This is a genomic window from Apibacter sp. B3546 (assembly GCF_009827885.1).
In the GTDB taxonomy this organism is placed as follows: Bacteria; Bacteroidota; Bacteroidia; order Flavobacteriales; family Weeksellaceae; genus Apibacter.
The window spans coordinates 486,755-500,951 of the sequence record NZ_WINW01000002.1; the positions used below are offsets into that span (position 1 = coordinate 486,755).

11 protein-coding genes are annotated in these 14,197 nt (G+C 30.8%); 2 read left to right on the top strand and 9 right to left on the bottom strand.

Features of this window, described 5'->3' with window-relative positions; all coding sequences use genetic code 11:
- Positions 1 to 34: 34 nt before the first annotated feature.
- The 4 genes from GFU93_RS02235 to GFU93_RS02250 form a co-directional block, all read right to left on the bottom strand.
- Entirely contained in the window at positions 35 to 850 is an 816-nt protein-coding gene (locus tag GFU93_RS02235) for a histidine phosphatase family protein (RefSeq protein ID WP_160566836.1), read from the bottom strand.
- A 19-nt stretch (positions 851 to 869) separates the two neighbouring features.
- The gene (locus GFU93_RS02240; RefSeq protein ID WP_160566838.1) at positions 870 to 1,712 is read right to left on the bottom strand and encodes an endonuclease/exonuclease/phosphatase family protein; all 843 of its coding nucleotides are present in this window, start codon (positions 1,710 to 1,712) and stop codon (positions 870 to 872) included.
- A gap of 115 nt (positions 1,713 to 1,827) precedes the next feature.
- Positions 1,828 to 4,089 (bottom strand): TonB-dependent receptor, encoded by a 2,262-nt coding sequence (locus GFU93_RS02245; RefSeq protein WP_160566840.1) that lies wholly within the window; start codon positions 4,087 to 4,089, stop codon positions 1,828 to 1,830.
- Positions 4,090 to 4,195: 106 nt separating this feature from the next.
- Positions 4,196 to 6,523 (bottom strand): glycoside hydrolase family 3 N-terminal domain-containing protein, encoded by a 2,328-nt coding sequence (locus GFU93_RS02250; RefSeq protein WP_160566842.1) that lies wholly within the window; start codon positions 6,521 to 6,523, stop codon positions 4,196 to 4,198.
- 641 nt (positions 6,524 to 7,164) lie between these two features.
- On the opposite strand from GFU93_RS02250, the gene GFU93_RS02255 reads away from it, so the two are divergent.
- Both GFU93_RS02255 and GFU93_RS02260 read left to right on the top strand, forming a co-directional pair.
- Positions 7,165 to 8,025 (top strand): N-acetylglucosamine kinase, encoded by an 861-nt coding sequence (locus tag GFU93_RS02255; RefSeq protein ID WP_160541998.1) that lies wholly within the window; start codon positions 7,165 to 7,167, stop codon positions 8,023 to 8,025.
- A gap of 110 nt (positions 8,026 to 8,135) precedes the next feature.
- On the top strand, positions 8,136 to 8,930 hold the full coding sequence (locus GFU93_RS02260; protein ID WP_185150448.1) for an SDR family NAD(P)-dependent oxidoreductase: 795 nt from the start codon (positions 8,136 to 8,138) through the stop codon (positions 8,928 to 8,930).
- Between the two features lie 45 nt (positions 8,931 to 8,975).
- On the opposite strand, the gene GFU93_RS02265 is transcribed toward GFU93_RS02260, so the two are convergent.
- The 5 genes from GFU93_RS02265 to GFU93_RS02285 all read right to left on the bottom strand — a co-directional run bounded on the left by GFU93_RS02265 (position 8,976) and on the right by GFU93_RS02285 (position 13,256).
- A complete protein-coding gene (locus tag GFU93_RS02265; RefSeq protein ID WP_185149979.1) occupies positions 8,976 to 9,497 on the bottom strand; it encodes a Dps family protein in 522 nt (173 codons plus the stop codon).
- A 52-nt stretch (positions 9,498 to 9,549) separates the two neighbouring features.
- Positions 9,550 to 9,963 (bottom strand): hypothetical protein, encoded by a 414-nt coding sequence (locus GFU93_RS02270; protein ID WP_185150282.1) that lies wholly within the window; start codon positions 9,961 to 9,963, stop codon positions 9,550 to 9,552.
- A 213-nt stretch (positions 9,964 to 10,176) separates the two neighbouring features.
- The gene (gene pgi, locus GFU93_RS02275; RefSeq protein ID WP_160566844.1) at positions 10,177 to 11,826 is read right to left on the bottom strand and encodes a glucose-6-phosphate isomerase; all 1,650 of its coding nucleotides are present in this window, start codon (positions 11,824 to 11,826) and stop codon (positions 10,177 to 10,179) included.
- Positions 11,827 to 11,943: 117 nt separating this feature from the next.
- Positions 11,944 to 12,585, bottom strand: a complete 642-nt coding sequence (locus tag GFU93_RS02280; protein WP_160566846.1) for a hypothetical protein — start codon at positions 12,583 to 12,585, stop codon at positions 11,944 to 11,946.
- 59 nt (positions 12,586 to 12,644) lie between these two features.
- Positions 12,645 to 13,256 carry an outer membrane beta-barrel protein gene (locus GFU93_RS02285; protein ID WP_105297970.1) on the bottom strand — a complete coding sequence of 204 codons (612 nt, stop codon included), beginning with the start codon at positions 13,254 to 13,256 and terminating at the stop codon, positions 12,645 to 12,647.
- Positions 13,257 to 14,197: the final 941 nt, after the last annotated feature.

A 14,197-nucleotide genomic window follows, 5' to 3' on the forward strand; every position in this document is an offset into this window, starting at 1 on the left:
TTAGTTGTTCTTTAACTTCTTACTTGATTTATTTTTATTTGCCTAATACCTTTTTTCCTTTTTCCACATAACTCATATCTCCAAAAGATTCAATCGTAAACTTTCCGTCTTTGTAGATTACCTTTGAAACTGCTGCATTTCCCATATGTGTTCCTGTTATTTTTTTACCGCTACTGTCTAAATCTGAAAGAAAAACGCTAATTGCCATTCCATGAGCGACTAATAATATGTTTCCTCCTCCTGATAAAGCCTCTTTTTCAGCTATTTCACGAATGGCTTTCTGGCCTCTCGCTTTAACATCTTCATAATTTTCTCCTATTCCTAAGGTTTCTAACGTTTTAAATGTGTTCATGGCTCTTTTTAATATTTCAGGATTTTTTGCCATATCGGCAAAAAGTTCTTTTGATGATTTATAGTGTAAATAGAGAGCCGCATCCCCCCACATTTTCGAGTTTAAATCACCTTCGTAGCTACCAAAATTGGTTTCCCTTAGTTGAGGTACTTCTGTTATTGCTAATTTTTCTTGACCTTTAGTATCTAAGACTATACGAGCTGTTTGCCTGGCCCTTCCTAAGTCACTGGAATAAGCTGATTTAAATTTAACATCTTTAATTCCTTCCCCTAGAAACTTAGCCACTTCCACTCCTTCGGGTGTTAAAGGGGTATCTGCCCAACCTTGCACTCTATCCATGGTATTCAATATAGTCTTACCATGGCGAGTCACATATAAGATTACCGTCTTATCTTGTTTCGTTGATTTTTTATTTTGCCCATAAACTTGTGGGTTAATTGATACGGTCAATAGCATGAAAACTATCAACTTAACATTTAATAGTACAGAGTTTTTCATTTATTTACATTTTATTTATTTAATTATTAAAATTCAACACCACCGGATAATGATCTGAATAGAGATCAGTAAATTCATCTTTAATTACATCACATTTTATAAGATCTTTTTTCATATTTCCGCTAACATAGAGATAATCATATCTTACCGGAGATTTAGATTGATCATAAAATAATTTAGTTGGCGCGGTCGCTTCAAATTCAGGATGGAATAAACGAAGTGCATCTATAAATCCAAAATCAAGTATTTTTTGCTGGATAGTATAATCTAACTCGTTGTCTTTACCCAAATTCAAATTATACGGTCTTTTCTTTCTGTCTTCCCGTATAAAATTTCTGAGTTTATTATCTTTATATGCACTTTTATCCAATGGAGAAACTGAATTTAAATCCCCCATAAACAACCATTTATCACTAGATGGTTTGGATTGGATGGTAGCTAAAATTTGATCCACTTCATAACCTCTTTTCTCAGATGAAAATGGGTGAAAATGAGTAACTATAAAATGAAATCCTTCAATTTCAGCTTCTATATATCCATGAATATTATTATCTAATACCCGATGAACATTTACAATCGGGTATTTTGAAGTTATAGCCACCGGAAAAGTTACAGAGCCATCGGTAGAAGGTTCTCTGACAATAACACAATAAGGGTGACCATAACTTTCTGCTAATTTTCTTAAATTTTTTGGATTTGCTCCTTCAGGGGCAAACTCATAAATTCCTGCAGTAAATCCATTCATTTCCTGCAGGGCCAAAATATCCGGATCTTGTTTACGAATCCATTCAGCAAATTTGAATTTATCTTTAGTTGAGTCCTGTTTCATTCCCCAGTAAACATTGTAGCTAATCAACTTCATTATTTTCTTTTTGATATTGCCTTGTGCATGAATAGGGCTTAAAGGAATTAGAAGGAATAAAAAGAATACTAACCTATATTTAAAATAAATCCAATACTTGCTCATTTTTTATTTTTTAAAATTTAAACTTAGTTTTAAATTCCAGGGTAAAAGGTCGGATGTAAGTTCCTGCTACCGGTTTATTATAATAAGGAGTAGGATCTACAGCTGTATTAGTTCCAGAAATAGAGCCTTGTGCACCACTTTGGTTTAATAAGTTAACCGCACTTACTCCAAAACTCAGGTTACTGTTATATTTAAAATCTATACCCGCAAACGTTTCCCATCTTCCTGCAAAAAATAATGAATTCGTATAATTTGCATATTCTTTACTGAAATATCGCGCACTTCCCCAAAATTTAAATTTCTTCCAATTATAGCTTGGGTCTAATTCTATTATGGTTTTTGAAACGCTTCGTGCTATATTCCCATCGTAATCATATTTTACATCATATGCTTCAAATTTGTAATTTTTGTATTCGGGATTTTGTAGGGTAAGTAACATATGAAATTGAAAATTTTTAAATGGTGTAACCAGGGCATCGGTTGTCCATCCTAAGGTTTTAACATCATAGCTTATAGTTTTTTTCATATAATCGGTTGGATCTTTTGGATTGGTAAAAGTGGAATTATTCGTAAAATTACTTCTCTGAATGTAGGTAACTTTAGATACTACTCTTACCAAAGCATGGTTAAAGTATATTCCGAATGAAGCTCCGGGTATTTTTGACTTTTTAATTCCCGGGTCGTCTGCACCAGCATAACTACTTAACTTTCCACCTAATTCTCCATAGGTTGCTTCTCCTTGAAGTCCAAATGAAGGCATGATTTTCCACAGTGCATTGACTGTAAAAGTTTTATTAATCCAATCTTTTTTAACTTTTGTTTTATTTCCGGATACCCAATTTGTTCCGGCTAATTTTCTGTCTTCCCCTTTATACCATTCTCCATTAATGTTTTGCCATTCCAATCTCACACCTCCACCCACTTGTATTTTATCAGAAGGCGTCCATTTTTCAGTACCATATACAGCCATCTTATTTTCTCCACCGGTATAATATTGCATAGCGCCATTATGATTATATCCTCCAAATTCGTCTGAACCTTTTCTTGGCGTCCAAGTGCCGGTAAGTGGATCGTAATTTTCTTGAATTAACAGTGACGGATTTGGAGTCACTTCATGGTAATAGGAATAAGAAGCCGTATTATAATTGTTGATGTGGTAATACCATTCATTAAATCCAATATTCCAATTGTGTTTAGACGTTTTTTTGCTTAATTCCACGCGGCTCATATAAGTATTGAATGGAGCTCGGGGGGTAAAAAGCATTAAAACCGATTGTACTTTTCCATTATAAATGTTATCGGAACCTACATAACGGAAACGTGTCTTACCTTCAACCGGATTACTTATGGATGAATAGTACGGATTAAAATATCCGGATTCAGCATATTGATATCTAAAAATATAATCCAGCTTCATCCCATTTGTAAGGCTATTTTTTCCGATGATATCGAAAATATGATTTTCTCCTCCACTTCCTTTCATTATATCTCGAGTAGTATATTCTCCGGAAAGCGGATCTATATAATGCACCAATCCGGATTTTTCCAGATAGGAATCCCTGCCTAATTTGAACCCTTCTACAGCATCTACTTTTCCATTGGAACGATAGTAATAAGGATTTTGTTTAGTTGTTATCGCTTGTGAGCTGATAAATTTATATTGTACTCCAATTTCTCCTTTTCCGTCATTATATTTTTTATTTATAAATACTTTATAAATTTGAGTTTTATCTAAAAATTGAGAAAAGGCTGATGTAAATGTTCCGGGATCCATATTAGCATAAGCACTAACCGAATAATAAAATCCGTTTTTCATCGGTCCGCTTACATTAAAGCTTCCTCTTAATAATCCGTAAGAATTGGTGACAAATTCACCTTTACCTTGCAATTTATCTGTTCCTTTATTGGTATAAGTATTTACTGATACTCCCACATCCCCTACGCTTATAGCGGTCTTTGCAACATCTAATACGTCCATCTTTTCAAAACTGGAATCTGACCTCCAGGCCCTCACGGGCATTTGTACGACGTAGTCCATCACAACCGGTAACCCATTTTCTAAAATAGTAGTTCCTCCCACACTTGCCGGTAAACCAATGTTTACATTTCTCGGCCCGTTATCGGCTGAGGCATTTAACATCACGGATGTGTTCTGATCTTTTTTCAAATCTGTTTTAGTTTTTAAACTATCAGATTTATTCTCTTGTGCCTGTATCAAATTCATAGTAGAAACAATCATAAATGCACTAAGAGACTTAACTGCTCTTCTCATACTTAATTAATCTTTTTGTGGTTTTAGTTTAATTATGATTTTATATTTTATATCATTATAATTTTGTTTTTTTTATTTATAGCATATCATTAATCAAAACTTATATTTATTTTTTTATACCGTATTTTGCGGTCCTAGAATCTTTGATAACACCTTTCCAATCTAAACCAAAACCAAAATTATAGACATTCCCTTCGCTGTCTTGATGACATTCCATGTCAAAAGGAATATCTTCTTTCTGTTTTTCAACCGTGTTCATATTTGCAGGCATTTGAAGGGGTAATAATCCGGAGGGTTCGTATTTCCCGGAAATAATATCCATTATGGCTTGTTCTCCAATTCCAAATCTTGCTATTATCCCATCCACTCTAGATTCAAATTCATTAAAAATCATAGGACGACTGATATTTACTACTACTATGACCGGTTTATTTCCCATTTGATTTTTAGTAGTTAATATGGTAGATAGATCGGATGAATTGGAAACGGTCACTGTTTTATCTTTGTAACTTCGATCTTTAATTGAAGGGTCAATTACGGGATCTCCTGCTGCTATACTGTGCTCACGCGCATTTGTAGCCGTATAGCTGTTATATTGTAAGGAGATGGGAACGTATCCATTCCCTCCATTATTTCTATCGGCTATATCATATCCCCCTCCATCGTTGTTAGTTTGAGGGCTTGAAACAAAGACTATGGAAAAATCTGCTTTTTCAGGATCTTCTGTAACATGATAATATTTCTTAACTAACTCTATATTAACCGAATAATCTAATTTTGGTTCAGACCATTTCCCCCACCAATCTTTTATGGAAGGTTGATAGTTTTTTGGTATATATACCGTTTTTTTATCTTTTATAGGTAGTATACGTTTTTTATTTTTAAGCAATACCACTGATTTTATTTGTGCTTCATAACCCGCTTGCATAAATTCAGGATTTCCAACTGTTTTAACGCTTTGCTCAACGTTTAAATAGGGATTTTCAAACAAACCTAGCCTGAAAATATTTTTTAATAATCGAATTCCAGATTGCTCAAAACGATTTCTCATATATTTATTACCGTATTCTTTCACTCCCATTTTGTAGGCTTCTAATATGGGTTGCATAACATTGTTGCCTCCAAATTGATCCATTCCGGCCATTAAGGCAATATAATGTCTTTGAGCTATGGTTTTATTTTCCAATCCCCAAGGCTTACCTTTAAATTCATCCGGAGTTTTACCCTCATTGGCTGTTATCAGCCAATCTGTACATAATACCCCATCATACCCAAATTTATCTCTAAGTAAATCGGTAATGATATATTTATTGAAGCCATTTGCATAATTACTTCCGTCTTTTGATTGATTATATGAAATGGTGTAATAAGGCATAACTGCTGAAGCTTTGGAAGTTTTGCCATTGAGATTAAAAGCTCCGTTAACAAAAGGGCTCATGTGTGTATCAAAATTATTTCCTGGATATACTGCATATTTTCCAAACGCCCAATGTGCATCTCTACCGCCCTCTTCCGGTCCTCCACCCGGCCAATGTTTAACCATTGTATTAACACTTTTATATCCCCATCCGTCTGCAATTTCATCTTTACCAAAAGAAGTTTGGAAACCATCTATATAGGCCCTGGCCATATCTGTAGTTAGTTCCGGGCTTTCTCCAAATGTCATGTAGATTCTATACCATCGGGGTTCTGTACCTAAATCTATTTGAGGAGATAAAGCTGTAGTTATTCCTAAAGCCCTATATTCTTGTGCTGCTATGTTACCAAATTTTTGTACAAGTGACGGATCAAATGTTGCTCCTAAGCCTAACCCATCCGGCCAAAGTGATATGGCACCTCCTGCTCCTGCATTAAATTCAGATTTTATATTTCCGGTAACTTGGTCAGAATGTCGGGGATCTGAACTTGTATTTCCCGGAATTCCTAATCCCAACCCCTCCACGTATGCTTGCATTTGATTATTCCATCGTGCTGCAACTTCAGGGCTTTGAACCGAAGTTATTAATATATGTCTTAAATTATCCTTTTGCAGAAATTTTTTCTGTGCGTCTGATAGTTCCCAAGGTTGTGCTCCACTGGCAGAAAAGATTTTTCCATTATAGGTTCCAGATGCAAATCCACTATCGTTTGAAGGTATAGCTTGATGATTACTATAAAGCATTAATCCTGCGATCTGTTCCAAGGACATTTTTTGAACTAAATCTTTAGCCCTTTCATCTGCGGATAATCTCCAATCTTCATATTTATCAAGTTTTCCGTTTCTATTAAGGTCTTTGAATTTCAAACCGTCAACAGTTATAATTTTTACACCTGATAATGGGGAATACCCTAAATTGACTCCATTTCCATTATCGATTAAAATAAATTCTTTTTGCTGCGCTTTTGAAAAAAAAAGAGACAAGATTGTTAAAGTAGTAAAAATCTTTCTTCTCATATATGTAGTTTTTAATTTATTTTTTATAAAAATTACTATAAACATGTAAGTTTTACGTGTTTATACAAATATAAATTAAATATCCTATGATAATATAAATTATCAAAGATATGTAAGCTAACCTTAAATCATTATACATTTAAATATATCATTATCATATAATTAACAATATTCTAATTGATTAATATCATATTTAGAAATGATTAATTTTATCTAATTTTAAGGTTAAAATGGTGTTTTTGATACTTGGAAACCTTACCATTTCATTGACTTATTTGAAGTAAATGTTAATTTTTTAACAAAATTTTAATTTCTCCATATTTTATTGGCAGAACAGGGTATCTATAAATTTAATATGCATAAATTTAAATTTATTTTATTTTTTATACCTAATCGTATGATTTAAATCAACATTTGATAAATATTTACAGTTTCAATGATATCTTTTATTAATTTTAGTCTGTAAAGAGATAGTTAAGCTATTTCAAACATTAGTATATATACTTATTAGTTGTAATAAATTGAGCATCTTAACCATTACTAATAAGATAATTTAACCAACATTTATAGAATATTTATTTTTACTATAAATATTTTTATTTTGTACTTTTGAAACATAACTAAAATTAAAAACAAAAAATATGATTCTTCTAGCAGATTCAGGGGCTACTAAAGCCGATTGGATAGCCATTGATAATAATGGCAATCGTATATTCTCAACACAAACTAAAGGTTTAAGTCCCGAAGCCATAAATAAAGAGGAAATGATCAAAAGATTAAATGAACGTTTTGACATTTACCAAAATAAACCCGCTGTAAAAAAAATATTTTTTTATGGGGCAGGATGTGGAACTGATAATATGAAAGATATTGTAAGAAATGCTTTAACAGAATCTTTCCCTAATGCTGAAGAAATTGTGGTTGAAGAAGATACCTATGGAGCCGTTTATGCTACTACGCCTCCGGGAACTCAAGCCATAGTATGTATTTTAGGTACCGGATCCAATTGCAGTTATTATGACGGAGAACTTTTACATCAAAAAGTTTTATCTCTAGGATATCTTTTAATGGATGATTGCAGCGGTAATAAATTAGGAGCAGATTTGATTCGTGCCTATAATTTTAAAACACTTCCTCATGAATTATCAATAAAATTGTCGAAAGAGTATAATATGGATATAGATTTTATAAAAGAAAATCTATATAAAAAACCTAATCCCAATGCTTATCTTGCCACATTTGCTAAATTTATTATTCAAAACAAAGATCATGAATTTATCCAGCAAATCATTGATAAACAAATTCAAACCTTTATCGATTTATATATAAAACAATACGATAATTGTACTCAAGTCCCAATCAATTTTAATGGTTCTATCGGTTTTTATTTAAAAGATGAATTAGAGAAAAAATTATCTGAAAATGGAATGAAATTAGGTATAGCTTTACGAAGACCTATTGATGGTCTAATTGACTATATCTGTACTCATAGACTTACTTAAAATTTGAATTTTAATTGGTTTAAAAGGAATGAGTATGTCATTCCTTTTTTCTTTTTGGATAGCTAGATTTTAAAATTAATTTTATTTTTGTTTAGTATTAAACTATAAAAATGTCTAAAACAATTATAATTACAGGAACCTCATCCGGCGTGGGATTGGCTTTGGGAAATTATTTATTTAAGAAGGGTTACAATGTATACGGTTTGAGTCGTTCAGTACCTAAAAATGCTAAATTTACTACTATTCCAACTGATATAACTAATGAAAAAGAAGTTGATGATGCATTAGATCAAATTCTTGCTAAAAATTCAACCATTGATCTGTTAATCAATAATGCAGGTAAAGGTATGGTTGGGCCTGTTGAAAACGCTAAAAAAAATGAAATTATAGATTTATTCACCCTAAATATTGTGGCACCCTCTTATCTGACTTCAAAGGTTTTACCAATTATGCGTAAAAGTAATAAAGGTAAAATTTTTAATATATCATCGATTGGAAGTGAAATGGGTCTACCATTCAGAGGTTTTTATTCGGGTTCAAAATCTGCTTTAGACATGATTACAGAATCGTTGCGTTATGAATTAAAAAATTCGGGTATTGAGGTATGTACAGTAAATTTAGGGGACATACGAACAGATATAGCAGCTCATAGGATTAAAAGTGATATTTCGGTTGACTATGCTAAAGTTTTTGATAAAGTATATGATCATATGAATGCGGATGTTTCAAATGGTTTAGACCCCGAGACTATTGCTCCCTTTATAGAAAAATTATTTACTCAAAAAAATAAATTAAAACCCCATTATTATTTTGGAACAGCTATCCAAAAATTATCTATTTGGGTTAAAACCATAATTCCACAATTGTGGTTTGAAAAAATTATAGCTAAATATTCAGGTTTGTAACAAAAAAAACCTCTTTAAAAGAGGTTTTTTGTACTTAATTTATAATTATTTAGCTGAGGCACGTAGCATCCATGCCATAGATTCGTGCTGTTCCATAACTCCGGTTAAAAAATCACTGGTTCCATCATCTTTATTTTTGTCAGCAGTTGGTATAAATTCTGCCCGGATCAAACGGATGATCGTTTCATGATCCTGACATAATTCTACTAATATAGTCTTTTCGTCATCTACTTCTTCTCCGTCATGTTCTAGTAAGTCAACTACTGCACTGAATTGTTTAAATGATCCAAGCGCATAATGACCTAATTTCCTTATCCTTTCTGCCACTTCGTCAATAATTTCTGCAATTTCTTTATATTGCTCTTCTAATAATAAATGTATAGATCTGAAATGTGGACCTTCTACATTCCAATGAAATTTTCTGGTTTTCGTATAAAGAAAATATTCATTGGCTAACAATCTGTTTAGTGCATCGGACACTAATTGTTTATTTTCTTCACTAAGCCCTATGTTGGCTTCTATGTGCCTTACTTTTTCAGACACAGGTTTTTTGGTTTTTGTTTTCAAAATAAATTTATGTTTTATAGGTTTTACATACTCTATAATAATAAATAAATGATTATTGTAACCTTTTCAATCTAAACAATAATTGTTGAATGGCTTCTTGATAATCATCAAAAATGGACAATGCATAGTCATCGACAAATAATTCTCTACCGTCTTGTAGTAATAGGTAAAAATTCTCACAATGTTTAATAATATCTTTAGGAGTAGGAGTTTCTTTGATAGTTACTTCAATATCTCCAAATTGAGCATAAGCTGTTTCAACCAAGCGGTCAATTACATCTAATACTGAATCAATAGCCTGATCTAAAGCAATATGTGTTGCATAACTTCCTTTGCCGGTTACTTGCCAATGATATAGTTTTAAACTGCTGTTATATGAAAAAATTTCACCAAAAAATTTACCTAATTTTTTGTTTTTTGAAGAGTCGTTGTAAGTGCTTTTCACTACGTTTTGTTCTTTGATCATAATTTTAAATTTTTAGTTTTCTATTTATTAATATTTGATTTGTATTTATAAAATGCAAATATCAGACCTAAAGCGTTTAACTCTATATTATTTTAAAAACCTATGATAAAGCTGTAATTTGTTTTTTATAGTGAACCGTAAACTTTTGATTTTACGAATAAAAAAAAGATCGTCTGATGAGACGATCTTTTTTTTATTTAGACATATATAAAATTATCTCATTTTTTTATAGGCATTTATCAGCCCATTAGTTGAAGAATCATGTGTAGTTATTTCTTGATCTCCTGATAATTCAGGCAGCACTTTGTTGGCCAATTGTTTGCCTAATTCTACGCCCCATTGATCGAAACTGAAAATATTCCAGATAACTCCTTGTACAAATATTTTTTGCTCATATATAGCAATTAATTTTCCTAATAATTTAGGTGTTAGAATTTTATATAAAAAGGAATTGGTTGGACGATTTCCATCAAATATTTTATATGGTTTTAATTTATTAATTTCTTCTTCATTTTTTCCCTGATCTTTTAATTCTTTATAAACTACTTCTTCCGTTTTACCAAAAGCTAAAGCTTCTGTTTGTGCGAAAAAGTTGGATATAAGTTTTTCATGATGATCTGAGACTTTATTTAGTGTTTGGGCACCTGCAAAAAAATCACAAGGAATAAGTTTTGTTCCTTGATGTATCAATTGATAAAATGCATGTTGTCCATTTGTACCCGGTTCTCCGAAAATTATTGGTCCGGTCTGATAATCAACTTTTTTACCGCTCCGGTCTATATATTTTCCATTGGATTCCATATCTCCTTGTTGAAAATAGGCTGCAAACCGATGTAAATATTGTTCATAGGGAAGTAAAGCAACATCTTCAGCGCCAAAAAAGTTATTATACCAAATACCTAATAAAGCTAAAATTACCGGTATGTTTTTATTTAGTTCCGTATTTCTAAAATGTATATCAACTTCATTTCCTCCTTCTAACAATTCGGTAAAATTGTCATATCCGACAGCTAAACATATGCTCAGTCCAATAGCTGACCAAATAGAATATCTTCCACCTACCCAATCCCAAAATTCAAACATATTGTCTTGGTTGATTCCAAATTTTGTAACGGCTTCTTGATTGGTTGATAGGGCAACAAAATGTTTAGCTACTTCAGATTCTAATTTTGCTGATTTTAAGAACCAATCTTTTGCTGTTTGAGCATTGGTCATAGTTTCTTGAGTAGTAAATGTTTTAGATGCCACAATAAACATTGTTGTTTCCGGATTTAACGGTTTCAATGTTTCTACTATGTGAGTTCCATCAATATTGGATACAAAATGTAAATTGAGTCTGGTTTTATAATATTTTAGCCCTTCTACAACCATTAAAGGTCCTAAGTCAGAACCACCAATACCAATATTAACCACATCAGTAATTGCTTTTCCTGTATACCCTTTCCATTCGCCTGAAATTACTAATTCAGAAAATTTTTGCATTTGCGAAAGGACTTTGTTTATCTTAGGCATTACATCTTCCCCGTCAACTATAACCGGTGTATTTTTTCGATTTCTTAATGCTGTATGTAAAACTGCTCTATTTTCTGTCTCATTAATTTTATCGCCACTAAATTGCTTTTCAATTGCTTCTTTAACTTGGGTTTCCTCAGCCAGTTGGATTAATAATTTCAATGTTTTTTCTTCAATTCTGTTTTTAGAATAATCAAAAAGAATATCATTAAATTGTATTGAGAATTTATTAAATCTTTGAGGATCTTCTTTAAACCATTGACGAAGGTGTTTATCTTTTATTTGGTCGTAATGTTCTTTTAATAATTGCCATGCACGGGTTTCTGTTGGATTAATCTTAGATAATGCCATAATACATTTATTTATTAGTAAATACTAGCAAATTTACTTATTTATCACATGTAATCAACAAAAAAACCTCTGAAATAAATCAGAGGTTTTTTATATTATTTTTTTTAATTTATAAAATTAAAAACTGAATTTTTTAGTAACTCCTACGTGAATAGATTTTCCAAACGTTAAGTCAAAATCTTTGCTTTTGTTATAATTTTTATAATCCAAGGCTACGTTTTCTTTTGTATCGCTCCATTCAACTCCTCCAAAAGAAACATTTAAACCAAAATTATTTTTAAAGTTTATAAATAAAGCAGGGGCAAAATCGATGTAATATCCATATCCTCTAACTCTATTTTCAACTAACATATCTGCCTCATTGTAGATAGAATTACCTGGAGTTTTTTTGCTGTCAGAACGGTATTGTTGATACCCGGCTCCTAAATCTGCGTATACACCAAAAATTTCACTAAAAGGTTTATAATAACGAACAAAACCGCCAATTCTACTTTCGTATGCTTTATCTTGAATACTGTAGTTTGGAAGCTTTTCATAAGTATGTTTATCATAAGATAAGCTGGTTTTGGCTCCTAGAAACCAATTATCAGCTACTTCATAAGCTATTACAGGTGTAAAAGTAACATTATTGGTTTTTTCTTCATTATAACCATTAACTCTTTTAAGGCTAAAATCTGTACCCAAAAGGATAGAATTCTTTTGAGCTTGAGCAGACAACACACTAAAAAGGGTAAGGGTTGCTATTATAATTTTTTTCATGCTTTTTCTTTTTAATTAGTTATATAACTTTCGTTAAATAATTTTATCCTATAATTAAATTATAGTGAAAAGTTTTTAGAAATACCAATATTGAAAGCATTTCCAAACGTTACATCAACCCCGTTAGATTTATTTTTTGTTCCTTTTTCTTTTAAATGGTTGTATTCAACTCCACCAATGCTAAAATTCAATCCAAAATTATTTTTGAAATTAATGAATAGTGCAGGGTTAAATCCTATGTAAAATCCATCTGCTTTATTTTCATATTTTGCGAAAGCATCATGTCCTTTGGTTTTTTGCTCTTGCCAACCTGCACCCAAATCAGCATATACTGCAAAAGTTTCACTTAATGGTTGTGAATAACGTATAAAACCTCCGATTTTTGAAGTTTTAGTATCTCCATCAAGTAAATTAGATTCTTGAAGTGCTTTACTATCTAAATCCGCTTTTGTAAAAGCTACTTTTGCTCCAATAGTTAAATGATCAGTAAATTGATATCCTAAATAAGGAGCCCATTCGTAAGTGTCCAATTTTTGTTTTCCTGAATTTCCTCCAAATTTGTTTTCGGTGTGGTTGTAACCTACATTACCTCCTAATAAAATACTGTTTTTTTGTGCATTCATAGTTGATAATCCAAAAACTACTGCTGCAAACAACACTAACTTTTTCATAATTTTCTTTTTTGTAAAATAATTTAATTCAAAATTTATTTAATTCTAATTCTTCCACTTAAAAACGTAGTAGAACCTAAATTTAGCTAATTTCGTGTTAAAACTATACTAAATACCGTGCCAAAGTTAACATTATGTTAAAAAAAACATCATATTTACTATTAATTTATATTGGATCAATATACAAATAAATTAACTTTGCATAATTATTCAGTTATATTTTTATAAACAATATCTAAATTTAGCATGCAAATATAAATAAATACTCTCTTATAAAGTAATTTGATACTTAATTTATTTTTTTACATGCAAATTTTGCGTTTTCTATTAAATTAATATTAATTTTTTAAGAAAAAATATTTGTAAATAAAAATTTAAAATGATTTTTTTAACAAATATTGCTGCATTTTTAATTGGTTATATACCAAATACAATTTTTAACATTTTTTTTATTTGTTTTAATTTATAATTGGAAAAATAAAATGTGTCATTTTAGAAAAACAAATTGTACATAAAACGCAAAAAAAGCCTTAAAAATAAAAGGCTTTTTTTGTATAATATATTTTGCTTTAATAATAAAATGATAATTTATTCTTGTTTACAAGTTTAAATAAGGATTGCATCTGCTTTTTTTCATCAAAAGTAACATATGCTAAAAAGTCTTCGCAATGATTATAGCCTGATATCTTTTTAGTATTATATATAAAATTGAATCCAAATAAGTTAACAACCCCACTTAACTATGCAGATCATATCTATCAATTATCTCATATAATAAAATTTACTTTAATATACTCATTTAACTTTAATACAATTAAAACAAATGACTGATTATTAATTACTTAAATCCATAGTCAGTTATTTTTTTTAAATATATTATGACTTTGAATAATTTATTATTCTGCTTTTTTTACCATTTTAAAGCAATATTCATACATTAA

Excerpts from the sequence above, each read along its gene's own strand:
- GFU93_RS02235 (WP_160566836.1), bottom strand. The coding sequence starts at position 850 with ATGAAAAACTCTGTACTATTAAATGTTAAGTTGATAGTTTTCATGCTA.
- GFU93_RS02240 (WP_160566838.1), bottom strand. The coding sequence starts at position 1,712 with ATGAAGTTGATTAGCTACAATGTTTACTGGGGAATGAAACAGGACTCA.
- GFU93_RS02245 (WP_160566840.1), bottom strand. The coding sequence starts at position 4,089 with ATGAGAAGAGCAGTTAAGTCTCTTAGTGCATTTATGATTGTTTCTACT.
- GFU93_RS02250 (WP_160566842.1), bottom strand. The coding sequence starts at position 6,523 with ATGAGAAGAAAGATTTTTACTACTTTAACAATCTTGTCTCTTTTTTTT.
- GFU93_RS02255 (WP_160541998.1), top strand. The coding sequence starts at position 7,165 with ATGATTCTTCTAGCAGATTCAGGGGCTACTAAAGCCGATTGGATAGCC.
- GFU93_RS02260 (WP_185150448.1), top strand. The coding sequence starts at position 8,136 with ATGTCTAAAACAATTATAATTACAGGAACCTCATCCGGCGTGGGATTG.
- GFU93_RS02270 (WP_185150282.1), bottom strand. The coding sequence starts at position 9,963 with ATGATCAAAGAACAAAACGTAGTGAAAAGCACTTACAACGACTCTTCA.
- pgi (WP_160566844.1), bottom strand. The coding sequence starts at position 11,826 with ATGGCATTATCTAAGATTAATCCAACAGAAACCCGTGCATGGCAATTA.
- GFU93_RS02280 (WP_160566846.1), bottom strand. The coding sequence starts at position 12,585 with ATGAAAAAAATTATAATAGCAACCCTTACCCTTTTTAGTGTGTTGTCT.
- GFU93_RS02285 (WP_105297970.1), bottom strand. The coding sequence starts at position 13,256 with ATGAAAAAGTTAGTGTTGTTTGCAGCAGTAGTTTTTGGATTATCAACT.